Genomic DNA, 19,984 nt, shown 5'->3' on the forward strand with positions numbered 1-19,984 from the left:
CGAGATCGCCGCGCATTCTGTGCAGCGCCCCTTAGCTCGCGGGGGCGCCGGGGTTCCTGACCGCGCCGCGGTGGTCGATGGCGCCATAGCCGAAATCGATGGAGGCACGGACCTTGACCGCTTGCGTGTCGAAGTCGGACTCGGTGAGGATCTGCGGCCCTTCTGCATCGCCGACATAGCCGAATACGATTGAGGGGCAGAGCGACGGATCGGCGAACAGGTGCCACGCGGTGCCTTCGATGTTCGCATCCACCACCAGCTCCATCAGCCCGGCCCAGGGGTTCACGGCACTGGACTGGTTCGCGACGATGGCGGCCAGGAGCTGGCGCCCGGCCAACTCGCCGTCCGGTCCGACCACAAGGAAGCGCGGGGCGAGGTTGAGCGGGATATCGTCGAGGCTCTTCTGCTTCCGCAGCAGCGCCACGGCCTTCCCAACGCTCTCCACGTTGATCGCCGCGCCGGCGGCGAGGTTGCCGTGAGCAGCGTGGAACAGGGCCTTTCCGTCGGCGAGGACCGGGTTGCTGTTCAGGAGCCCGTAGACCATGCGGTTTTCATCCGCGGCGGTGCGGACGCCGATCATCATGGCGTAATCACCCAGCGCACCCAGGTCGTCGTTCACGAGCGTCTGCCGGCTCAGGATGATGCCGCTGGCGTATTCCTTCGCCGACACGGTTTCCCGGTTCTCGCTCATCGTGCCGTAGTTCAGCTCGCTGACCTCCGCCATGGGCTTGAGGCTCGGGAAGTCGCCCACACGCAGGAACTTCGCCGGCTTGAAGTCGTTGAAGCCGCGCCGGGCCGCCCACAGCCGATAGGTCGGCGACGCCGCGGCGTACTGCGCGAGCAACACCTTGTTCGCCGCGCTTTCCAGCAAGAGCGGAAAGTCGCTGGTGGTGTGGACGCGCTTCATCAGCTCCTTGGTGTTCAGCCGGTTCACGTTCTCGCCGCGCGCGGCCAGCAGCTCGCCGATCATGCCCATGGCCGAGCAGCCCATATATTCCCGCGCCCGCTCGCCCGGCTTGACCAGGCCGGGCGCCAAGCGCGCGGCCAGGGCCTCGGCCATGAACGCCCGCGTCGTCACGGGGTCATCGTAGCTGTCGTACATCTGGACGTGCGGGTTGATGTTGCGCTGGTTCGACGGTTTGGCGGCGACGTGATCGACCACCATCTCGTTGAAGCGCTGGATCGTCATCGTCGGGTCCGCCGCGGCGCGCTGGACCATGTCGGGCGGAAGCGCGAGCTGCGGGCAGGTCGCCCGCGAAAGAATGTGGTCGAGCAGCTCCGCACGAGTGTCCGTGGCGGGAGCGGGCTGGTGCTGCGGCGCCGGCGCCGGGGTGGTCTGGGTGCTCATGATGGTTCCCTCTGCACTACGGGTGCGCGCCGCAGGATCGGCGCCGATTGCGACGATGGAGATTTCGACGGGTTGCCAGCGCCGCGCGATGAACAGCGGCTCGGCGATGTCGTCGGAGGGACCCGCGGCCCATTCCTGCACGAAGTAGCCCAGCGAGACTTGACGGATCGAACCCTGCTGAACCTGCTGAAACGCCAGCTCGCCCGCGTCGGTCGTATCGAAGGTCAGCATGGCGCGGAGTTCTCCACCGGCCTTCCGCGCGCTGAGAACCGAACCGACAACGGCATCGGTGGATGGCCGATGGTCGCGAAGGACGGACGCGCCGGTGAACCGGGAGAGATCCACCCCGGCAACGTCGAGGCGCTCCCTCCAAGCGCCCCAAGTCGCATCCGGCCGCATGCCCACGCGCCGCACGTCGGCGCCGGATGAAGCGGTTACCTCCACCTCGCGCCGGTCGGCGTTCAAGGTGGACGGCGCCAGCGACGCGGCCCGCGTGCTGACGGCGCTGGCCGGGTCGTTACTCGGCGTCGTCATTGTCGTCGCCCTCCAGCCGCTCGACGCGGGCCAGGACCTTGCGGGCGATGTCGCCGACGTTCCCAGCGCAGGCGCCACGTAAATAACAGCAACCTCTTCGGAGTTGAGGACCAATGGGCGTTGTCATTGGGCGAACAGTTCGCTAACGAACAACTTCATTAGATAGATGTCCAACCGCAGAGCCGCGCCCCGGTGAGGTTGTGCGCCAGGATCTGCTCCGCCGTGCCCTCGCTCAGCTTGTCGGCGCGGCTGACATAGATCGGGCGCCACGCCGCGCAGCCCTCAGTCGCGGGACCAGCCGTCGCGCAGCCGCTCAGCAGCACCGCCAGTGCGGCGCACAGCATCCTCGATCTCATGGCGAACCTCGGCGTTGTGAAGGGCATCGGTGGCCGACTCGGCGGCGGCGTCCCGCCGGCCGGCCTGGCGCTGGGCAGCACCCCAGGCGGCGACCGCCGCCAGCACGGCGCCGGCGGCGATCATGACGGGCACCAGGCGCACCCACCAGCCCGAGACGATGGAGACGAGACCAGCCCACATCACGCGGACTCCCGGCTGGCCACCCAGCGCTGGTAGGCCAACACGCCGGCGACGATCACCAGGAAAGCGGCGATCGCCAAGCCCAGCGCGCCGCCCGGTAGCAGGGCGAGGAGGCCGCGGAGCTGGGCGCCCAGGACCGTACGCATCCGGTGAGTGACGCAGGTGCGGATCGAAACGGTCAGCGTCCCGTTCGGTGGATTTGGATCAGTTCCTTGAGGTTCTCGACACCATCCTCGCTCAGGGCATAGAACCACTGCTCGCCTGGGCCGAACACGGTCAGGCAACCGTCCTCCGGCTCCAACTCGATGGCGATGTCGATCAGCCATTCGACGTCCTCGCCGAGGATCTCGGCGACGCGCTCCATGGTCACGAGGTTGCGGGTTCTGGCCATGGTTCCTCAGATCGCCGTGGTCGTCTCGTGCAGCCGCTTCCATTCCCAGGGCAGCAACTCGTGCAGCTTCGTCTGCGGCAGATCGTTGATGCGGGCCAGGACGTCGGCCAGCCACGCCTGGGGATCGATGTCGTTCATCTTGGCGCTCACGATCAAGCTGTACATGGCGGCAGCGCGCTGCCCGCCTCGATCCGAGCCGCAGAACAGCCATGCCCGTCTGCCCAGAGCGATGCCGCGCAACGCTCGTTCGGCGGCATTGTTGGTCAGGCAGACCCTCCGTCACGCAGGAAGCGGGTGAAGCCTTCCCAGCGGGTCAGCATGTAGTCCATCGCCTTGGCCACCGGCGCGTGCTTCGACATCCCGGCCCGGGCCGCCCGCATCCAGGTCTCCAGTTCCTCGATCCGGGGCTTGGACAGCTCGGTGCGCAGCGCCAGACGGTCGGCCGCCGAACGCCCCAGCGCCTCGCGCTCGATGTCGAACAGCGGGTTGATGCGCTGCACCGCCTCCAGCGCCAGCGGGGAGATCGGCGGCGCTCCCTTGCCGCGCCGCTTGTTGGCGGCGATGTCGGCCAGCTCGAAGAATTTCCGACGCGCGTGCGCCCAACACAGGGCCTCCGCCACGGGCTCCGGCTGGCGGCTCGCGTCGTAGAGGCGGTTGTACCCGGCATAGGCGTCGGCCTGCAGCACCCCCGCCCACCCGGCCAGATGCGCCTCGGGATGCCCACCGCCACGGTCGCGGGAGTAGTGGAACAGCGCCGCCGGCGGCGCCGCGCCCGCGAAGGGGCGATCGTCGCGCACATAGACCCAGATGCGGCCGGTGTCGGTCTTGCCCTTCGCCAGCACCGGCACGGTCGTGTCGTCGCCGTGCAACCGCTTCGCCGCCAGCACATGCGCTGCGAGCCGGTCGAGCAGCGGTTTCAGCACGCCGCAGGCCGCCCCCACCTGGTCGGCCGCGGTGGACAGGCTGATCGCCATGCCCTCCTTGGCGAAGCGTTCGCACTGGCGGTTCAGCGGCTGATGCTGGCCGAACTTCTCGAACAGCAACGTGGCCAGCAGGTTCGGCCCCGCCCAGCCGCGCGGCGTGGTGTGGAACGGTGCCGGGGGCTGGCTGATCGTCTCGCAGTCCCGGCAGGAGAATTTCTCACGCACCGTTTGGATGATCTTCCAGCGTGCTGGGATGCGCTCGGCCGTCTCGGTCACGCTTTCACCCAGCTTGCACAGCCGGGTCGAGCCGCAGCATGGGCACACCGCCGGCGCCGGGATCACGACGCGCTCACGCGGCAGGTGCGCCGGGAACGGCTTGCGCGACGGCGCCTTACGGGTGATGCGGGCCGCGCCGGTCACCTCGGCCGCCCGCTCCACCGCCAGATCGTCCTCGCCGACGCTTGCCTCCGCCTCCTCCAACTGGAATTCGAGCTGGTTGAGCAACCGGGAGGTCCGTTCGGAGCGACGGCCGTCGAGGTCGCGCTGGAGCTTCTCGATCTGGAGCTTCAGGGTGGCGATCAGCGCTTGGTCGCTGGACCGTTCGGCCCGCGCCTGGGCGGCGTCCGCCTCGGCCAACGCAGCTCGGCCATGCGCTTCGATCAGCGCGGCGCGCAGGGCGTCGATGTCGTCGGGCAGGGCGTCCATGGGGCCGGATTGTACCCGGAAACCCGCACCAATCCTCGCTCTTCCCGCCGGAGAGCGGCGGGTTGATTCACTGTGCCGCAGCCTATCCGGCCGAGCGCGGCCTCCAGGTTTGCTGCGGGTTGCGCCAGTCGATGGCGTCGAGCAGATACGCGAACTGGGACGCGGAAATGGCCACGGCTCCGCTGGCCGGGCTGGGCCAGATGAAACGGCCCCGCTCAAGCCTCTTGGCGTAAAGCGACATGCCGAGCCCGTCATGCCACAGGCACTTCACCATGTCGCCGCGACGTCCACGGAAGACGTATAAATCGCCGGCATGAGGATCGCGGCCAAGACCCTCCTGGACCTTCAGCGCCAGCGAGTTCATCCCGCAGCGCATGTCGGTGACCCCGCCGGCCAGCCAGACCCGAACGCCCGAGGGCACCGGGATCATGCCGACCGTCCCGACAGCGCGGCGATCACCGTGCCGACCAGGGCCGGATCGACCGGGCCGGTGATGCGCAAGCGCGCCGTCGCGAACTCGACCTCGATGAGACCGGCTGGTGGGGCTGCGGGCGCCGCTGTCGGCTCCGCCACCTCCTCCGGTGCCGGAGCGTCGGTGGCGACGGTGATCGGCATGAAGGCGGGCAGCCGGGGCTGCTGACCGAAGAACTGGCGGCGCCAGCGGTACAGCAGGCTGACGTCCACGCCAAGGCGCCGGGCAACTTCGGTCGCCTTGACGCCCGGCTGGAACGCCTCTTCGACCAGCCGCAGCTTCTCCTCGTCGCTGAACTGCCGTCGCCGCTCCAGGCCCGTGATCACCTCGACGCGTTGGATAGTCATAGGGACTGCCATAGGGATAGCCATAGGGACAGGCCCCATGATTCAGCTTCCCCGCTCGATCACAAGGTGGCCCTCGGCGGAGGGGTACGCTCCTCCGGCATGGTGGCGATGGCGTAAACCGTGCTGTACGCCTCCGGCAGTTGCTCGAGCGGCACCTTGCCGGAGTCCACGAACGTCGCCACCTCGCGCAGCTTTCGCGCGGTCGCCGGCTTGAAGGGCAGATCCTGCTCCACCATAGCCTCGTACTCGCCGTGGGGCAGCTTCTCCTTGGCCTCGTTCAGTCGTCGGCCGACCTGGACGGTGGCCTCCAGAGCGTTCATCCAGTTGCGCCGGATATCCTCGGCGAACTCTGCGCGGGTGGCCAGTTCGCGCGGCTTGTTCAGCATGGCGAGGCGGGTGTTGCCGAGCTGGCGGGCGTTCATCTTCATCATGGCGTTTTCCCCAATTCGGCAGCGATGTATGTCCAGAGATCGGTGAACAGCGGGCCGGTGCGCGTCCCGGAAATCTCCGCGGTGCCCAGGCCCAGCGTGAAGGTGCGGGGCACTTCTTGAAGGTGCGGGATCTCCACCGGAACCACCGCCCCGAAGTCTTGAATACGCTCGCGCGCTTCCGCCGTGTCGCGGCTTCGGGTGGTCTGGCTGAGGAGGAGGCGCGTCGGCCGGCGCCGCGACCGGATGTAGGGCATCATGCCCTCCATGCTGACCAGGTCCTCCGGGCCGGGACGCACCGGCACCAGGACCAGATCCGCGCAGTCGAACAGGATGGCGGTCGCCTCGGGGAAGAACTCCACCGCCGTCGGCGTGTCGATGATCAGCAGATCGATGCCGGCGATCGGCACTGGAGTCCCAACGATCCGCGGCAAGGGCATCTGACCGGCCTCGATCGGCGTCGCCTCCTGCGGTCGCCGGCTGTGCCAGTAGGTCAGGGAGCCCTGCGGGTCGGTGTCCAGCGTGGCGACCCGCTGACCGGCCACCGCAGCGGCGACAGCCAGGTTGCGCGCGGTGGCGGTCTTCGGGCCGCCGCCCTTACCTTGGGTGACCAGGACCTTTCTCACCGCCCAGCCCTCCCGCCCAAACCGTTCACCGGTGAACGGTTTACCGAATGCACGACGATGTGCTGGATGACCTGCCGTTCGACCACGCATGTGCACCGGCCGACCGGCGAACTATCTAATGGATTGCCGTCCTTCGGCATCTTCATGTCCCTATGCTGAGGGGTGGAGGCCCGCCGCTGTGACTGCAACGCCGCGGCGGGCTGGCTCTCGGTTCTGTGGATGAGGCTGGCGGCGACACGGGGATCGAAGCGCGCCCCAGCGAGAAGAGCGCGCCAAGCCTTCAGCCACTCCCGGCCTGTTCGCATGCGAACGATCCCGCCATGGCTCATGCCCTCCCCCCGGCGACGGCGTGCAACGTCGGTCGCGTTCTGGCCGGGGACATCGCCGGCGGGGCGCCCACACGCACCTCGAGGCTGTAGACGCCGAGCGCGCCCTTCAGCCGATCGGCAAGCCGTGCGTCGATCCAATCCCGCTGAAAAGCGTTGGGAACCCATAGCACCGCCGAGCCACCGTCGAGCTCGATGGCCACGCCCTCGAACCATCGCATTTCGGTCGGCGAGAGGTGGGCGGCCAGCACCGCGGCCAGGGCGCCTTCGCGTGTGCGTGCGGGTGCCGGCGTGCCTGCGCGCGCCAGGTTGATTCCAAGGTTACAAGGATAGGAGGACTCCGGTGTCCTCCGTTGGGCGGGGGTTTTGTCCTCCGTTGCCGGCGCCGGAGTCCTCCGTTCATGGGCACCGAGGACTCCGGAGTCCGGGACACCCGTGTCCTCCGTTGTCGCTTCGCCGACCTCGCGGCGCTCCAGCCAAGCCCGGTTGAACCGAACCTGCGCGGGGCGTCCCTTCGCCGGCCTCCCAACGTCTTCGATCACCCGTTCCTGGCGCAGGGCCGCCCGTGCCCGCACCACGTCGCGCTCACACAGCGACGTGTCGGCGGCCAGGGCCTCGACGCCGACGGCATCCCACACCGTCAGCTCCCCGCTGGCCGCAAAGCCCTGACGGTCGAGGCGATCCAGCATCGCCCACGCCACCACCTTGTCGCGCAGCTTGAGCCGTGGATTGGCGCGGATCGCCGCCTGAAACCGTCCAACGATTCTGCGAAATTCTGCGTTCGCTTCGCTCATGGCGCACCTGTCCCGTCTCCGGCGATCCCCTGACCAGCCGGCGGTTCAGCCGTCATCAAGGCGCACGCATCCGTGGCCGGAAATGACGGCAATCGAGTCGCAATCGAGTCGCGGTTGAAGTATGATGGCGGCGCACACGTCCCCGTTCGCACCGGTGGTCAAGGCCGGGCGCCTGAACGGTTCCTGAGCGCAGTCCTGGGGCGGCCGGTCGCAAGGCCGCCCCAGCTCAGGGCGGTGCCCTTGGTGTCGTCAAAGCGAAAGCCCTCCCGTTCACGGCCACGCCCTGCGCAGCCGTGTTGTTGATGAGGACACAAGTCTTCCCGTACGCCGGCCAGCCGACCGACGTGGGATTCAAGTGCCCTGGACGATGCTGGCCGGACGAGCGGCCGCGATTCGAGGTGATCGACCCCGGTTCATTCCGCGTGCAGATCTTCCCCGTTCACAGCCACGTTGGGACGCGGCTGCGGCAGAAAACCTCTCTGCTCCGCTCATGGGTTGAGCGGTGCACAGACGCAGGAATGATCAGGCGATCAGCCTCCGAGGGAACTGGGGGGAGCGCGTGGCATCGATGGCCCTCCGATCGGTGTCAGGGATGCACCGCGCCCGCACGGGCACGGTATGACGTGGCAGCGCGCGGGCAGCCGGAGACGGCGCCGCGGAGCGCGCAGCGAAGCCAGAGGTAGGAGTCGGATTTCGAATCGTGTGGGGTGCTCGATGCCCAGCCTCGCCCGCAGCTCCGGGAAGGAGGCGGCCGGCGCCGTGCCGGCGCGACCATGTGCAGGCGGGTGATGGCCGTCTTCAGCAAGGCTTCCAACTGGTCGGCCTCGTCGTCGGGCAGATCGGCAAGACCGGTCCGGTCATGGAAGATGGCGCGCACCACCTGATCCAGGCTCGTCCATCGCATCGCGGCGGCCGCCTGGAACTCCGGCCACAGCGCGAGGATTGCCTGCTGACGCCCAGTCAATGCGGCAGCATCGTATGGTGTCCCGGATGCATCGTGGACGAATGGCGCCATCATGCTGGGTCCCTTCGCACCAGAGCATTTCCCTCCGCCGTCTTGCCTACGTCCATCGCCTCTCCCTTCCCCTCAGCCATGGCTGTTGCCCAGCTCACGCCTTGCGAGCGATGCTTCCGAACGCGACAGATGTGAGTTCTTATGCATGCTGCTTCCCCTTCTTCACCGCCACGCGCTTGACGCGGTTACGCTCCACCACTGGCGCCCCGGCTATGCGGGGTGCCCAATGAGTTCCGCAGACATTTCATCTGATATGGCGGTGATTGAATCCGGGGTCTTGCGAGACTGGGCGATCTTTGCAAGACGCTCCAGAGTAACGTTCTCAAATCCTCGACGTCGGGCTGCCTCGACAACTCTCAGCCACTTCTCGCCGGGTATCGAGTTTCGGCGCTTCCAAGCGCGCACGGTCAATCCGGTCTCGCCAACATCGTTGCCCATTGCAACGGCATTCGGCCAGAGATCAATGACGTTGGTGAATGTGTCGAGGTCATCCATGGCCAAAACAGTACATGATGTACTTTCACGCCGCAATACGCTTTGTACCGGACCGTCGCGTCGCGTAACGATACAATTCCGCACATGAAGGATGAAAAGGCCAGAGGCGAACGCCTGAGAGCCATACGAAAGAAGGCTGGATACAGCTCTGCGGAGAAATTTGCAGAGACGCATGGCTTTTCGGCCGCTACAGTGCGTAGCGCCGAGAATGGTAACCGTCCCCTCACGGTTCGCAACGCAAAACTATTCGCCACACAACTTGGCGTTACTTGGCAGTGGCTTTATTTCGGCGACGACAAGCACCCTGAGGCCGAGTATGCCGAGGCTGTTGAATATTTGAAGACACTTCACCCACGGCGCCGCGCTGCAATTCTTCAGATGCTTCGGACTGAGGCGGAGTTGGCCCAGGAAGATCAGCAGCATATTCCCGAATCACGTTGAGCATTCGCTTTCTGACGTGATCGGGAAGGCTTCGCAAGATATGCTCCGCTTCAGCCAACTCACGTCCGCGCACCGGCATCCCCTTTCTCGCTGCACCGCGTTTACATTCGCGTTTGTTTGAACTGCAAGCCCAAATAGGAACGAACCGGCAACAAAATATCCTAACCTTCGGTTGCCGTATACTATCTAGTTGTAGGTGCGGAGATACGGAAAAGCATAGGGTTGCATACCACGGTATGCAGCAACCTCGCACTGCACTGATGAGCTTAGCGGCTTGCGCGCAAACAGTACATTATGTATTGATATTGGCCGATACATAATGTACCGCTCGTTGGGGGCGCTTGTAAAAGCGCGTCTCCCGATGCCGGTTCGAGGAAGGTCCGACCATGCCTCTCCCATTAGACTCTATGAACCGCGCCGACATCACCGCTTTAGCGGGCGGCCTGGACAGACTCGTAGACCGGCTGCACGTCGCTCATGCAGCCGGCCAGATCGATGCGGACGATGTTAGGAACGCCCTCGCCGCCCTGCGCTGTTCGGGCGACGCACAAGATGATGGAGCCGGGGACGCCGGTTCACGCTTCGGGCAAGAAGCCGTCGTCCATCAGCTGATCAAACGACCACGGACAATCCTTCGGAAACGTCGTTTCCGGCAGACCGGTTTCCCGCTCCGCGCCGATCAGCGCATCGCTGTAGGCATCGACGATGGTTTCGTCGAGCATGGCCTTCAGGCTCGGGTTTTTCCGAAGGTGGCGCTCGATCCGGTTGCGCTGCTCCTTGATCGTCAGGCGCCAACCGTTCCCCCGGAGGCCGGGCTGGAAACGCCATTTCAGCAGATGGAGCAACAGCACGGTCAACCGGCTTTCCAGTTGCTGCTGCTCGCTGCGCCCCATGCTTTCGATCTCCTCGGCAAGGTTCTCCAGGTCCAGATCGACGTTGCTGCGCTCCGCCGCCAGCCGCCGAAGCCGGCTGGCCTGATCCTGAGTCCAGGCAAAGAAGTCGCTGTCGTAAAGCCGCGTATCAGGCATGGGCGATCACTCCGCCAAGCCGTGCCGGTTCGCCGGCCACCAGTCGCGGTCAAGCACCTGATCAATCCTGTAGGCGCAGCTTGTCGGAAGACCTTTTACCCAGGCCTGATCGCTGTAGAGCGCCGTCAATTCCGCCACGGCGTCCTCCGTCAGCTCGTCCAAATCGAGCCGATTCAAAGCCGTTGGCGACCGCTTGGCTCGACGCTTCACCGTGTTGCGCCACGCCGTTACCTCGCTGCGCCAGTGCCGCCGTGGATCAATGTCCGGGCAGTGCTCCAGCTTCAACAGGTGGCCGATGATCTGGACAACGAGTCCCTCGATCTTATCCAGGGTGTCATTGCCCATTTCCTCGATTTCCTCTGCGAGGTGTTCCAGGTCCAGATCGACGTTGCTGCGCTCCGCCGCCAGCCGCCGAAGCCGACCGGCCTGGTCCTGCGTCCAGGCAAGGAAGTCGCTGTCGTAGAGCCGTGTATCAGGCATGGGAAGACCCTCCGGTCTCTGAATATGACCCGCGCCAATCCATCTGTCCAACGCACCCGCATCGGCTTGCCGCAGATGTCGGCCATGCCGAGCAAGGTCATCCGTCTCCCGGATATGAGCCACCCGAACAGCGGGGCCAGGGCAGCATGAGCGTCCATTTACCCCGCGTGCTGCTCGGCTTCCAGCCGCGCGAAGGCCTCTTCGTCGTGCAGATCGAAGGCGAGGCCGGCCCGCTGCTGAAAACGCCCGATCCCTCCGCGGCGGTCTCCGCCGTCGGATTGTCCTCCATCTCGTGCCGTACCGCTCCCCACGCCTCCCGGCGCGCCTTGCGCGCCCTGAAATCCTGCGGAGTCGACGTATGATATCCATCACACACAGCATGGCGCGCCCGCCCGCGCCGATCGCCGCCGGATCGGCAACCATCCACCTTCCGGATCGCCACGCCGCCCGCCACTGCGATGCCTGCGCGACCATGGCTCCACCGCCTGCCATCCGGCGCATCCGCGCCGTGCGCAGGGCCGACGGGCGCGTCGCGTATCCGGAGGTGGTCCGGTACCGGCTGTACCGCTGGAACGAGGCGGAGGAGGCTTACCGCGCCGCCGAGCTGGTGGATCTGCCGCCCACGGTGGAGAGCCATCCCGACGAACACATGCGGGAGAGGGCGCGGGCATCGCGCCGGCCCTTCCTACCGGTAACCCTGCCCTATGTCGCCGACGTCCGGGATCTCGTCCTGTACGACCGCCTGAAGGCCCGTGGCGCGCTTGAGCATGGGCATCGAGTCGCGATGGACGATAGCGGCGAGCCGATCGACAAGCACGCCGCGCCGCGAGGCTGAAGCATGAGCGACCTTTCCAGTACGGAATCACAGGAACGGGAACGTTTCGGGGCGTCCGAGGCGGCGCGTGTGTCGGGCCTGTCCCTGCGGACCATACAGCATCGCGCGGCGGAGATTCCCGGTGCTGCTAAGAGTGCGTAACAAAACCGGCTGGGAACGGTTGGTAGGGGCATGGCAGCCCCTCTTGTTTGCGACGCCTTGTGGGCGATCATCGAACCTCTGATCCCGCCGGAGCCGCCCAAGCCGAAAGGCGGACGGCCCCGGCTGTGCGATCGTGCTGCGCTGACCGGCATCCTGTTCGTGCTGCGCACGGGTATTCCTTGGGAGCTTCTGCCGGTGGAGATGGGCTGCGGCTCGGGTATGACCTGCTGGCGGCGTCTGCACGAGTGGCATCGGGCTGGCGTGTGGGAACGGCTGCATCGTGTGCTGCTCGACCGTCTCGGCTATGCCAACGCCATCAACTGGGATCGTGCGGCGGTGGACAGCGCCAGCGTCCCGGCAAAAAGGGGGGTGAGGAGACCGGCCCGAACCCGACGGATCGCGGCAAGCCGGGCTCCAAGCGCCACATCCTCGTCGATGCTAACGGCATCCCGCTCGCCCTGAGGATCTCGCCAGCCAACCGGCACGACAGCAAGCTGCTGGAGGCGCTGGTCGATGCCGTGCCGGCGATCCGCCAGTGTGCGGGCCGGCCCCGGCGGCGACCGGCCAAGCTGCATGCCGACAAGGGCTACGACTTCGCTCACTGCCGGCGGGCGCTGCGCCAACGAGCGATCATTCCGCGGATTGCCCGGCGTGGCGTCGAAAGCAGCGAGCGTCTCGGCCGATATCGATGGGTGGTCGAGCGTACGCTCGCTTGGTTTGCCCGCTTCCGCCGCATCGCCGTCCGCTACGAACGGCGCGCCGACATCTTCACTGCCTTTCACCATATCGCGGCCAGCCTCATCTGCTGGCGCTTCGTCCAGAGATGGTTCTGTTAGGCGCTCTAAGCTCTTCGGGCGCTGGACCTTCGATGCCGAGCGGTTCCGGCGCTGGATACACGATCAGGAGGCAGCATGCCATCGAACCTCTACAAGCGCGGCGCCGTCTGGTGGGCACGCATACAGGCCGGCGGGGCCGAGCATCGACGAAGCTTACGCACGTCTGATCGGAAAGAAGCCCAAAGGCGGCTCAACCAGCTCAAGAAGGAAATCACCGCCGCGGTCCACTTCGGCGAATCACGCCTGACGTGGAAGGCCGCGGTCGTGCGCTACCTCACCGAGGTGGGGCCGGACGCGGTGAAGCCCGGCACCTTGAAGCGCTACACGGTCAGCCTCGGACAGGTCGGCCCGCATCTGGAGGCGCTGTACGTCGATCAGATCACGCGGAAGACCATCTCCACCCTGGTCAGCGCCAGGAGCAAGGGAGGGGCCAGCAACGCCACCATCAACCGGGACCTGACCGCGGTGTCCGCCGTCCTAGGCGCCGCTGTGGAATGGGGAGCGTGCGAGGCGAACCCGGCGCGCGACTACAATCGCCGCCTCACCCGTGAACGGCGCGAGTCCATCCATCCGCCGTCGAGCGCGGACGTGGAGGCCGTCATCACGCGGTGCCCCGGCCTGTTCGCGAGCATGATCCGATTCCTCGCCCAAACCGGCTGCCGGCAGGAGGAGGCCGCCGGCCTGACGTGGGGGCAGGTGAACCTCAAGGCCGGAACGGTGACCTTCCTGAAGACGAAGACCAGCCGGCCGCGCACGATCCGCCTGGAAACGGACACGCTGGCCATGCTGACCGCCCTGCCCCACTTCCTGGGTTCCGACGCGGTGTTCTGGCACGGGAAGGGCGCGCGTTATCTCAACGTGTCGTCACGGTTTCGGGAGATGGTGCGGTCGGCACAAAAGTCGGCACAGCGGGTGGGCACGACGTTCCGGCCCTTCCGGTGCCACGATCTGCGGCACGGCTTCGCCATCCGGGCCTTGCAGAACGGGTGGGACATCTACGCCCTGTCCAAGCACCTGGGGCACAGCAGCGTTAAAACGACGGAGATTTATCTGGGGTACGTCCCGGCGAGGGCCGGCACAAAAACCGGCACATCTATAACGGTTTCTCCTGGGTTGCATCCCCAGGAAACCGCCAAATCAGCCAGCTAAGTATTTGATTTGAAAGGAATGGCGGAGGGGATGGGATTCGAACCCACGATAGGGGTTTGAGCCCCTATAACGGTTTAGCAAACCGCCGCCTTCAGCCTCTCGGCCACCCCTCCTACCGGGTCGGCGCTCTGTGGCGCCGCTGGCGTGGGTGCGTTCTAACGATCCGGATGGGGCCTGTCAACGCTTACTCACCAAAAATGTGATCAAACCGAGAAAGGACAAAATCTGTATAAAATTTTATGTACTTTTTAGAAAATCAGAGGTAGCTTACCACCAGAACGCGATAGCAATCCTTGGTCAGGGGGACGCCATGAGCTTGTCACGCCGCTGCGCCGAAACGCTGATCGATCTGGTCGAGATCAAGCTGAGCTGTCTGGAGATCACCGACCGCGAGGATCTGCGCGAAAAGGAGCTGCTGTTGCGTTGCGTTCAGGAGCTGAAGGCCGAGGTGCGTGGCGAAAGCGGCGCCACGACCGCCTTCGCCACGCCCAAGCGCCGCGGGCGCCGGCCCAAGCATCTGCAGTTCCAGGACTTGCACCTCTGAACCGGCCTACCGGCCTCCGTTGGTCCGTCAGACCGGCACCGCCGGCCCCGGTTCGAGCGGCAGAACGGCCGCCGGAGCGGCATCCCGCGCAATGCGGCGCGGCAAGCGCAGGGTAAAGCCCGTGCCCTGCCCGGTCACCGACCGCACCGCCACCGTGCCGCACAGCACGCCCGTCACCGTGCTGTGCACGATGTGCAGCCCGAGCCCCGAGCCGCCCTCGCCACGCTTGGTCGTGAAGAAGGGGTCGAAGACCTTCGGCAGATGATCCTCGGAAATGCCGGACCCGTCGTCGGAAAAGTCGATAATGACGTGATCGTCACCATCGGACTGGATCGCGATCCGGATGGTTCCCTGCTGATTCTCGCCATAAGCGTGGATCAGCGCGTTAATCACGAGGTTGGTCAGGACTTGGCTCAGCGCGCCGGGAAAGCTGTCCATCTCCAACCCGTCCGGACAATCCACCTCGACCGTCACATGCGTGCGTTTCAACCGCGGTCGCAAGGAAAAGAGCACCTCGTCAACGTAGGTCCGCAGATCGAAGGAGCGCCGCTCGCCGGAGGTCTGGTCCACCGCCACCTGTTTGAAGCTCTGCACCAGCGCCGCTGCCCGGTTCATGTTCGACACCAGCAGGCGGGCGGCCTCCGTCACCGCATCCAGATACTCGGCCAAGTTGGTTTTCTTCAGCGCACCCGAATCGAAACGGACGCGCAGGTCGCGGGCCTGTTCGGCGATGTGGCTGGCGGCGGTGAGGCCGATGCCGATGGGCGTGTTGATCTCGTGCGCCACCCCGGCGACCAATTGGCCGAGCGAGGCCATGGCCTCCGCCTGGATCAGGCTCTCCTGGGCGGCGCGCAGGTCGGCCAGAGCGCGCTCCGCCTCGTCGCGGGCGGCCATCATGGCGGCCTCCGCCGCCTTGCGGTCGTTGATGTCGTAAAGCCAAGTCAGCAGCGCCGGCTCCCCGTCCATCTCGATCTCACCCCAGCTCGACAGCACCCAGACGATCGTTCCGTCGGGCTTGCGGAAGCGCACCTCGGCGTCGCGGAAGGGGCCTTCCCGTTCGAAGCGGTCGATCAGGGCCTGACGGTCCGCCGGATCGGCGTACAGCCGTTCGGCGGGCATCGGCAGCAGGTCGTCGCGCGACCTGCCCAGGATGATCTCGGACTGTGTGTTGCAGAACACCAGCAGGCCGTCGCGGCGCGTGATATTCACGGCGATGGGGCTGGCCTCCAGGATGCGCAGCAGCCGCTCCTTGCCGGCGCGGACCTCCTCCTCCTGACGGCGGCGCTCGGTGATGTCGGTCATGATGCCGACGTAGCGCACCGCCTGCCCGGAGGCGTCCCGGATCGCCCGCCCCTGCGCGGCGATCCACATCCAGCCGCCATCGGCGCGGCGCAGCCGGTAATCATAGGCGTATGCCGCGGTCTCGCCCCGCAGATGGGCATCAATGGTGGTCAGAACGCGCCGCCGGTCGTCGGGATGCAGGCGCACCTCCCAGAAATCGGCGGGCATCTCCGGCGGCTCGGCGTAACCCAGCATGCGCGGAAAGCTGTCGGACCACCAGCAGGTCCCCCGCGGGATGTCGGTGTCCCACACCGCCGCGCCGGTGGCGTCCAGCGCCATTTCCAGACGGTCGGCCAGATCGCGGCGCACCGCGTCGGCCCTCTTCTGCTCCGTCAGATCGTAGAACCAGCTGATGTGGCAGCGCTGCCCTTCGAAGTCGATGACCGTCGAACTCAGCGAGCCCATGCAGGTTTCGCCGTCGCCGCGGCGCAGCAGCACCTCCTGGCCGTGGAAGAGGCCGTCGGCGTAGAGTCGGTCGATGGCGGCCCGGCGATCCCGCGGGTCATGGTAGAGCGGCCACATGCCGTCGCGCTGGAGCTGCTCCCCGCTGACCTTGAAACAGGTCGCAGCGCTGGGGCTGTGGTAGAGGTTGTCACCATCGCGCGTGTTGATGAGGACGCCGATGGGAGCGGTGTCCAGAATGGCGCGCAGCCGGTCTTCCGTCGCGACGGAGGGGGAGGCCGAATCTTGCGCCGGAAGTCTTGCCCCCATGCGCCGCGCCGCCAGCAAACCGGCAAGAAATCCGGCCAGGAGACCGGCGAACAGCGCAAACAGCGCCACCGTCAGCGAATCTGCAATCATTGGGCCTCCCGCCGGCCCCACTTGAAACCGACGAGAGAACAAAATCAACGGTTATGACGCCGCACCATGCCATGGCATGGCGTCACAACCGTTTCCCGATCAGCCCTTCAGCTTGGCCATCAGGATTTCGTTGACCAGGGCCGGGTTGGCCTTGCCTTGGGTCGCCTTCATGACCTGACCGACGAAGAAGCCGAACAGCTTGTCCTTGCCCGACCGGAACTCCGCCACCTTGTCGGCGTTGGCGGCCAACACAGCGTCGATGGACGATTCGATGGCGCCGGTGTCGGTGACCTGACGCAGGCCCTTCTTCTCGACGATGTCGGCGGGCTTCTCGCCGGTCTCGAACATCGCCTCGAACACTTCCTTGGCGATTCGGCCGGAGATGGTGTTGTCGGCGATCAGGTCGATCAGGCCACCGAGGTTCTCCGCCGAGACGGGGCTCTCCTCGATCTCCTTGCCGGCCTTGTTCAGATAGCCGAACAGCTCGCCCGTGACCCAATTGGCGGCCAGCTTCGGGTCGCGGCCCTTGGCGACCGCCTCGTAGAAGTCGGCGCGGGCCTTCTCCGACACCAGCACGTTGGCGTCATAGGGCGACAGCTTGTACTCGCTGATGAAGCGGGCCTTCTTGTCGTCCGGCAGTTCCGGCAGGGTCTTCTTGATGTCCTCGACCCATTCGGCGTCCAACTCCAGCGGCAGCAGGTCCGGATCGGGGAAGTAGCGGTAGTCGTGCGCCTCTTCCTTGGAGCGCATGGAGCGGGTCACGAACTTGGTCGTGTCCCACAGACGCGTCTCCTGGTCGATCTTGCCGCCTTCCTCGATGATCTCGATCTGGCGGCGCGCCTCGTACTCGATCGCCTGCATGACGAAGCGGATCGAGTTGACGTTCTTGATCTCGCAGCGCGTGCCGAAGGGCGCGCCCGGCTTGCGCACCGACACGTTGACGTCGCAGCGCATGGAGCCTTCCTCCATGTTGCCGTCGCAGGTGCCGAGGTAGCGCAGGATGGAGCGCAGCTTGCGCACATAGGCGCCGGCCTCCTCCGCGGTGCGCATGTCCGGCTCCGACACGATCTCCATCAGCGCCACGCCCGACCGGTTCAGGTCGATGTAGGTCTTGGCGGGGTGCTGGTCGTGCAGCGACTTGCCGGCGTCCTGCTCCAGGTGCAGACGCGTGACGCCGACCGTGCGGGAGGAGCCGTCCGGCAGGTCGAGCACGATCTCGCCCTTGCCGACGATGGGCTGCAGATACTGGCTGATCTGATAGCCCTGCGGCAGGTCGGCGTAGAAGTAGTTCTTGCGGTCGAACACCGAGTGCAGGTTGATCTGCGCCTTCAGCCCCAGGCCGGTGCGCACCGCCTGCTCGATGCAATGCTCGTTGATGACGGGCAGCATGCCGGGAAAGGCGGCGTCGACGAAGCTGACCTGGCTGTTCGGCTCCGCGCCGAAGGCGGTGGCGGCGCCGGAGAACAGCTTGGCGTTCGAGATGACCTGGGCGTGGACCTCCAGCCCGATCACGATTTCCCAATCGCCCGTTTCGCCCTGAATGTACGACATCGGTCTCTTCTCTCGTCCGGCTCAGGCCATGAACGGCGGGGTGGCGGTGACGGCGGCGGCCTTCTCAATGACCTGACCGACGCGCAGGACGGTCTCCTCATCGAAGGGCCGGCCCAGGAGCTGGAGACCCAGCGGCAGCCCGTCCGACCCGACGCCCGCCGGAACCGACATGCCCGGCAGGCCGGCCAGCGAAGCCGGGACCGTGAACACGTCGTTCAGGTACATCTGGATCGGATCGTCCATCTTCTCGCCGATGGCGAAGGCGGTGCTCGGCGCGGTCGGCGTCAGGATGACGTCGCACGTCTTGAACGCCTCGTCGAAGTCCCACTTGATGCGCGTGCGCACCTGACGGGCCTTGTTGTAGTAGGCGTCGTAATAGCCCGCCGACAGCACGTAGGTGCCGATCAGGATGCGGCGGCGGACCTCCTTGCCGAAGCCGGCGCCGCGGGTGTTCTCGTACATGTCCTTCAGGCTGGCGCCCTCGACCCGCAGGCCGTAGCGCAGGCCGTCGTAGCGCGCGAGGTTCGACGACGCCTCGGCCGGGGCGACGATGTAGTAGGTGGCCAGCGCGTACTTGGTGTGCGGCAGGCTGATCTCCACCGGCTCGGCGCCGGCCTGCTTCAGCCATTCGATGCCCTGGTCCCAGATCGCGGCGATCTCGGCGGGCATACCCTCGACCCGGTATTCCTTGGGAATGCCGACCTTCAGGCCACGGATGTCGCCGGTCAGCGCGGCGCGGAAGTCCGGCACCGCCATGTCGACCGAGGTCGAATCCTTCGGATCGAAGCCGCACATCGAGCGCAGCATGATCGCCGCGTCCTCGACCGTGCGGGTCATCGGCCCGGCCTGATCCAGCGAGGAAGCGAAGGCGACCACGCCCCAGCGCGAGCAGCGGCCGTAGGTCGGCTTGATGCCGACGATGCCGGTGAAGGCGGCGGGCTGGCGGATCGAGCCGCCGGTGTCCGTGCCGGTGGCGCCCAGCGCGGCGCGCGCGGCCACCGCCGCGGCGGAGCCGCCCGACGAGCCGCCGGGAACGAGCTGGCGCGACCAGTTGCCGACCTCGCCCGGGCTCCACGGGCTGATCACGTTGCCGTGGTGGGAGGTGATGTTGGCCGAGCCCATGGCGAACTCGTCCAGGTTCACCTTGCCCAGCATGACGGCGCCGTCGCGCCACAGGTTGCTGGTGACGGTGGACTCATACTCAGGCTTGAAGCCGTCGAGGATGTGGCTGGCCGCGGTGGTCGGCACGCCCTTGGTGCAGAACAGGTCCTTCACCGCGATGGGCAGGCCCTCCATCGGGCCGGCCTCGCCCTTCGCCCGGCGGGCGTCGGACGCCTTGGCCATCGCCAGCGCCTGCTCCGGCGTCTCGGTGATGAAGGCGTTCAGGGGACGGATCGTCTCCACCGCCTTGACGTGGGCCTCGGTCAGTTCGACCGCGGTGAACTCCTTCTTGGCGAGGCCGTCGAGGGCCGCCGCCATGGTCAGATGCGTAAGACCGGTCATCACTCGACCACCTTCGGAACGACGTAGAAGCCTTCGGCCGTCTCCGGGCCGTTGGAGAGGACGGCGTCGCGGTAACCGCCATCGGTCACCTCGTCCTTGCGGCGGCGCAGGGTTTGCGCGGCCACGCTGGTCATCGGCGGCACGTCCTGCGTGTCGACCTCGCCCAACTGTTCGACGAAGGTCAGGATTTGGCTCAGCTCACCCGCCAGGTGATCCAGTTCATCGTCCGGCACCTTGATGCGGGCCAGATGCGCGATCTTGGCCACGGTGGCCTTGTCGAGCGACATGCCTTCCACTCTCTTCCGAAACGTCTGGAAAAACGGCTTGGAAGCTATCACCCGAATTCTATTACCGCAATGATTCAGGGATATCCCTTCCACCGGCGCCCGCCTC

The 19,984-nt window shown here is 66.2% G+C and carries 26 protein-coding genes and 1 tRNA gene; 7 read left to right on the forward strand and 20 right to left on the reverse strand.

Features of this window, described 5'->3' with window-relative positions:
* Positions 1–31: 31 nt before the first annotated feature.
* Entirely contained in the window at positions 32–1,813 is a 1,782-nt protein-coding gene (locus tag ABAZ39_RS18480; RefSeq protein WP_247881656.1) for a prohead protease/major capsid protein fusion protein, read from the reverse strand.
* 1 nt (position 1,814) lies between these two features.
* Between ABAZ39_RS18480 and ABAZ39_RS36435 the strand changes: the two genes are divergently transcribed.
* Positions 1,815–1,964: a hypothetical protein gene (locus ABAZ39_RS36435; RefSeq protein ID WP_162473412.1), complete on the forward strand. Its 150-nt coding sequence runs from the start codon at positions 1,815–1,817 to the stop codon at positions 1,962–1,964.
* Between the two features lie 76 nt (positions 1,965–2,040).
* Here ABAZ39_RS36435 and ABAZ39_RS34435 read toward each other — a convergent pair whose 3' ends face one another.
* The 12 genes from ABAZ39_RS34435 to ABAZ39_RS35725 all read right to left on the reverse strand — a co-directional run bounded on the left by ABAZ39_RS34435 (position 2,041) and on the right by ABAZ39_RS35725 (position 8,941).
* On the reverse strand, positions 2,041–2,226 hold the full coding sequence (locus tag ABAZ39_RS34435) for a hypothetical protein (protein WP_040134311.1): 186 nt from the start codon (positions 2,224–2,226) through the stop codon (positions 2,041–2,043).
* A complete protein-coding gene (locus ABAZ39_RS18490; RefSeq protein ID WP_040134312.1) occupies positions 2,165–2,419 on the reverse strand; it encodes a hypothetical protein in 255 nt (84 codons plus the stop codon). The genes ABAZ39_RS34435 and ABAZ39_RS18490 overlap by 62 nt, the downstream gene beginning before the upstream one ends.
* Positions 2,419–2,565 (reverse strand): hypothetical protein, encoded by a 147-nt coding sequence (locus ABAZ39_RS36210; protein WP_160174842.1) that lies wholly within the window; start codon positions 2,563–2,565, stop codon positions 2,419–2,421. Before ABAZ39_RS36210 ends, ABAZ39_RS18490 begins: the two co-directional genes overlap by 1 nt.
* A gap of 32 nt (positions 2,566–2,597) precedes the next feature.
* Positions 2,598–2,810 carry a hypothetical protein gene (locus tag ABAZ39_RS18495; protein ID WP_038529634.1) on the reverse strand — a complete coding sequence of 71 codons (213 nt, stop codon included), beginning with the start codon at positions 2,808–2,810 and terminating at the stop codon, positions 2,598–2,600.
* Between the two features lie 6 nt (positions 2,811–2,816).
* Positions 2,817–4,438, reverse strand: a protein-coding gene (gene tnpC / locus ABAZ39_RS18500) for an IS66 family transposase (RefSeq protein WP_144243525.1) whose coding sequence is annotated in 2 segments (ribosomal slippage) — positions 2,817–3,085 and positions 3,085–4,438 — 1,623 coding nt in all. Because the reading frame shifts where the segments join, the coding sequence is not laid out codon by codon here.
* Between the two features lie 82 nt (positions 4,439–4,520).
* Positions 4,521–4,868: an IS66 family insertion sequence element accessory protein TnpB gene (gene tnpB, locus ABAZ39_RS18505; RefSeq protein WP_012973092.1), complete on the reverse strand. Its 348-nt coding sequence runs from the start codon at positions 4,866–4,868 to the stop codon at positions 4,521–4,523.
* A complete protein-coding gene (gene tnpA, locus ABAZ39_RS18510) occupies positions 4,865–5,257 on the reverse strand; it encodes an IS66-like element accessory protein TnpA (RefSeq protein ID WP_038529636.1) in 393 nt (130 codons plus the stop codon). The genes tnpB and tnpA overlap by 4 nt, the downstream gene beginning before the upstream one ends.
* 59 nt (positions 5,258–5,316) lie before the next feature.
* Complete coding sequence (locus ABAZ39_RS18515; RefSeq protein ID WP_081863148.1) at positions 5,317–5,688, reverse strand: DUF3102 domain-containing protein; 372 nt, start codon at positions 5,686–5,688, stop codon at positions 5,317–5,319.
* On the reverse strand, positions 5,685–6,311 hold the full coding sequence (locus ABAZ39_RS18520; RefSeq protein WP_040134313.1) for a nucleotide-binding protein: 627 nt from the start codon (positions 6,309–6,311) through the stop codon (positions 5,685–5,687). Before ABAZ39_RS18520 ends, ABAZ39_RS18515 begins: the two co-directional genes overlap by 4 nt.
* A gap of 325 nt (positions 6,312–6,636) precedes the next feature.
* The gene (locus ABAZ39_RS35720) at positions 6,637–7,431 is read right to left on the reverse strand and encodes a DnaA N-terminal domain-containing protein (protein ID WP_040134314.1); all 795 of its coding nucleotides are present in this window, start codon (positions 7,429–7,431) and stop codon (positions 6,637–6,639) included.
* A gap of 586 nt (positions 7,432–8,017) precedes the next feature.
* Positions 8,018–8,449, reverse strand: a complete 432-nt coding sequence (locus tag ABAZ39_RS18530) for a hypothetical protein (RefSeq protein ID WP_040134315.1) — start codon at positions 8,447–8,449, stop codon at positions 8,018–8,020.
* 207 nt (positions 8,450–8,656) lie between these two features.
* Positions 8,657–8,941, reverse strand: coding sequence for a hypothetical protein (locus tag ABAZ39_RS35725; RefSeq protein WP_137116129.1), 285 nt, complete (start codon positions 8,939–8,941; stop codon positions 8,657–8,659).
* A gap of 84 nt (positions 8,942–9,025) precedes the next feature.
* Here ABAZ39_RS35725 and ABAZ39_RS34445 point away from each other — a divergent pair, with 84 nt between their 5' ends.
* Positions 9,026–9,382: a helix-turn-helix domain-containing protein gene (locus ABAZ39_RS34445; RefSeq protein WP_081863150.1), complete on the forward strand. Its 357-nt coding sequence runs from the start codon at positions 9,026–9,028 to the stop codon at positions 9,380–9,382.
* Positions 9,383–9,957: 575 nt separating this feature from the next.
* Here the strand turns inward: ABAZ39_RS34445 and ABAZ39_RS18535 are convergent.
* Both ABAZ39_RS18535 and ABAZ39_RS36215 read right to left on the reverse strand, forming a co-directional pair.
* Entirely contained in the window at positions 9,958–10,410 is a 453-nt protein-coding gene (locus tag ABAZ39_RS18535) for a DUF29 domain-containing protein (RefSeq protein ID WP_040134316.1), read from the reverse strand.
* A gap of 6 nt (positions 10,411–10,416) precedes the next feature.
* Complete coding sequence (locus ABAZ39_RS36215; protein ID WP_040134317.1) at positions 10,417–10,890, reverse strand: DUF29 domain-containing protein; 474 nt, start codon at positions 10,888–10,890, stop codon at positions 10,417–10,419.
* A gap of 146 nt (positions 10,891–11,036) precedes the next feature.
* On the opposite strand from ABAZ39_RS36215, the gene ABAZ39_RS36220 reads away from it, so the two are divergent.
* The 4 genes from ABAZ39_RS36220 to ABAZ39_RS36560 all read left to right on the forward strand — a co-directional run bounded on the left by ABAZ39_RS36220 (position 11,037) and on the right by ABAZ39_RS36560 (position 13,851).
* On the forward strand, positions 11,037–11,252 hold the full coding sequence (locus tag ABAZ39_RS36220) for a hypothetical protein (RefSeq protein ID WP_160174843.1): 216 nt from the start codon (positions 11,037–11,039) through the stop codon (positions 11,250–11,252).
* Positions 11,249–11,725 (forward strand): hypothetical protein, encoded by a 477-nt coding sequence (locus tag ABAZ39_RS18550; protein WP_040134319.1) that lies wholly within the window; start codon positions 11,249–11,251, stop codon positions 11,723–11,725. The genes ABAZ39_RS36220 and ABAZ39_RS18550 overlap by 4 nt, the downstream gene beginning before the upstream one ends.
* 171 nt (positions 11,726–11,896) lie before the next feature.
* Positions 11,897–12,702, forward strand: a protein-coding gene (locus ABAZ39_RS34455; RefSeq protein ID WP_088123925.1) for an IS5 family transposase whose coding sequence is annotated in 2 segments (ribosomal slippage) — positions 11,897–12,224 and positions 12,224–12,702 — 807 coding nt in all. Because the reading frame shifts where the segments join, the coding sequence is not laid out codon by codon here.
* Between the two features lie 75 nt (positions 12,703–12,777).
* Positions 12,778–13,851: a site-specific integrase gene (locus ABAZ39_RS36560; protein WP_200885638.1), complete on the forward strand. Its 1,074-nt coding sequence runs from the start codon at positions 12,778–12,780 to the stop codon at positions 13,849–13,851.
* 19 nt (positions 13,852–13,870) lie between these two features.
* Here the strand turns inward: ABAZ39_RS36560 and ABAZ39_RS18565 are convergent.
* Positions 13,871–13,964 (reverse strand) — tRNA-Ser (locus ABAZ39_RS18565).
* A gap of 197 nt (positions 13,965–14,161) precedes the next feature.
* On the opposite strand from ABAZ39_RS18565, the gene ABAZ39_RS18570 reads away from it, so the two are divergent.
* Entirely contained in the window at positions 14,162–14,395 is a 234-nt protein-coding gene (locus ABAZ39_RS18570) for a hypothetical protein (protein ID WP_040134320.1), read from the forward strand.
* A gap of 27 nt (positions 14,396–14,422) precedes the next feature.
* On the opposite strand, the gene ABAZ39_RS18575 is transcribed toward ABAZ39_RS18570, so the two are convergent.
* The 4 genes from ABAZ39_RS18575 to gatC form a co-directional block, all read right to left on the reverse strand.
* Positions 14,423–16,537 carry a PAS domain S-box protein gene (locus ABAZ39_RS18575; protein ID WP_040134321.1) on the reverse strand — a complete coding sequence of 705 codons (2,115 nt, stop codon included), beginning with the start codon at positions 16,535–16,537 and terminating at the stop codon, positions 14,423–14,425.
* A gap of 99 nt (positions 16,538–16,636) precedes the next feature.
* On the reverse strand, positions 16,637–18,088 hold the full coding sequence (gatB, locus tag ABAZ39_RS18580) for an Asp-tRNA(Asn)/Glu-tRNA(Gln) amidotransferase subunit GatB (protein ID WP_040134322.1): 1,452 nt from the start codon (positions 18,086–18,088) through the stop codon (positions 16,637–16,639).
* Positions 18,089–18,109: 21 nt separating this feature from the next.
* Positions 18,110–19,591: an Asp-tRNA(Asn)/Glu-tRNA(Gln) amidotransferase subunit GatA gene (gatA, locus tag ABAZ39_RS18585; RefSeq protein WP_040134323.1), complete on the reverse strand. Its 1,482-nt coding sequence runs from the start codon at positions 19,589–19,591 to the stop codon at positions 18,110–18,112.
* Positions 19,591–19,878 carry an Asp-tRNA(Asn)/Glu-tRNA(Gln) amidotransferase subunit GatC gene (gatC, locus tag ABAZ39_RS18590; protein WP_014198426.1) on the reverse strand — a complete coding sequence of 96 codons (288 nt, stop codon included), beginning with the start codon at positions 19,876–19,878 and terminating at the stop codon, positions 19,591–19,593. Before gatC ends, gatA begins: the two co-directional genes overlap by 1 nt.
* Positions 19,879–19,984 lie beyond the last annotated feature (106 nt).

The organism is Azospirillum argentinense, from assembly GCF_000632475.1.
In the GTDB taxonomy this organism is placed as follows: Bacteria; Pseudomonadota; Alphaproteobacteria; order Azospirillales; family Azospirillaceae; genus Azospirillum; species Azospirillum baldaniorum.

What these genes read in the sequence shown, in the direction of transcription:
- ABAZ39_RS18575 (WP_040134321.1), bottom strand. Translation starts at nt 16,537, where the DNA reads ATGATTGCAGATTCGCTGACGGTGGCGCTGTTTGCGCTGTTCGCCGGT.
- gatA (WP_040134323.1), bottom strand. Translation starts at nt 19,591, where the DNA reads ATGACCGGTCTTACGCATCTGACCATGGCGGCGGCCCTCGACGGCCTC.
- ABAZ39_RS18570 (WP_040134320.1), top strand. Translation starts at nt 14,162, where the DNA reads ATGAGCTTGTCACGCCGCTGCGCCGAAACGCTGATCGATCTGGTCGAG.
- ABAZ39_RS18530 (WP_040134315.1), bottom strand. Translation starts at nt 8,449, where the DNA reads ATGATGGCGCCATTCGTCCACGATGCATCCGGGACACCATACGATGCT.
- gatB (WP_040134322.1), bottom strand. Translation starts at nt 18,088, where the DNA reads ATGTCGTACATTCAGGGCGAAACGGGCGATTGGGAAATCGTGATCGGG.
- ABAZ39_RS35720 (WP_040134314.1), bottom strand. Translation starts at nt 7,431, where the DNA reads ATGAGCGAAGCGAACGCAGAATTTCGCAGAATCGTTGGACGGTTTCAG.
- ABAZ39_RS36220 (WP_160174843.1), top strand. Translation starts at nt 11,037, where the DNA reads ATGAGCGTCCATTTACCCCGCGTGCTGCTCGGCTTCCAGCCGCGCGAA.
- gatC (WP_014198426.1), bottom strand. Translation starts at nt 19,878, where the DNA reads ATGTCGCTCGACAAGGCCACCGTGGCCAAGATCGCGCATCTGGCCCGC.
- ABAZ39_RS36560 (WP_200885638.1), top strand. Translation starts at nt 12,778, where the DNA reads ATGCCATCGAACCTCTACAAGCGCGGCGCCGTCTGGTGGGCACGCATA.
- ABAZ39_RS18535 (WP_040134316.1), bottom strand. Translation starts at nt 10,410, where the DNA reads ATGCCTGATACGCGGCTTTACGACAGCGACTTCTTTGCCTGGACTCAG.
- ABAZ39_RS18550 (WP_040134319.1), top strand. Translation starts at nt 11,249, where the DNA reads ATGATATCCATCACACACAGCATGGCGCGCCCGCCCGCGCCGATCGCC.
- ABAZ39_RS34445 (WP_081863150.1), top strand. Translation starts at nt 9,026, where the DNA reads ATGAAGGATGAAAAGGCCAGAGGCGAACGCCTGAGAGCCATACGAAAG.
- ABAZ39_RS18515 (WP_081863148.1), bottom strand. Translation starts at nt 5,688, where the DNA reads ATGATGAAGATGAACGCCCGCCAGCTCGGCAACACCCGCCTCGCCATG.
- ABAZ39_RS18490 (WP_040134312.1), bottom strand. Translation starts at nt 2,419, where the DNA reads ATGTGGGCTGGTCTCGTCTCCATCGTCTCGGGCTGGTGGGTGCGCCTG.
- ABAZ39_RS35725 (WP_137116129.1), bottom strand. Translation starts at nt 8,941, where the DNA reads ATGGATGACCTCGACACATTCACCAACGTCATTGATCTCTGGCCGAAT.
- ABAZ39_RS34435 (WP_040134311.1), bottom strand. Translation starts at nt 2,226, where the DNA reads ATGCTGTGCGCCGCACTGGCGGTGCTGCTGAGCGGCTGCGCGACGGCT.
- ABAZ39_RS36215 (WP_040134317.1), bottom strand. Translation starts at nt 10,890, where the DNA reads ATGCCTGATACACGGCTCTACGACAGCGACTTCCTTGCCTGGACGCAG.
- ABAZ39_RS36210 (WP_160174842.1), bottom strand. Translation starts at nt 2,565, where the DNA reads ATGCGTACGGTCCTGGGCGCCCAGCTCCGCGGCCTCCTCGCCCTGCTA.
- tnpA (WP_038529636.1), bottom strand. Translation starts at nt 5,257, where the DNA reads ATGACTATCCAACGCGTCGAGGTGATCACGGGCCTGGAGCGGCGACGG.
- ABAZ39_RS18495 (WP_038529634.1), bottom strand. Translation starts at nt 2,810, where the DNA reads ATGGCCAGAACCCGCAACCTCGTGACCATGGAGCGCGTCGCCGAGATC.
- tnpB (WP_012973092.1), bottom strand. Translation starts at nt 4,868, where the DNA reads ATGATCCCGGTGCCCTCGGGCGTTCGGGTCTGGCTGGCCGGCGGGGTC.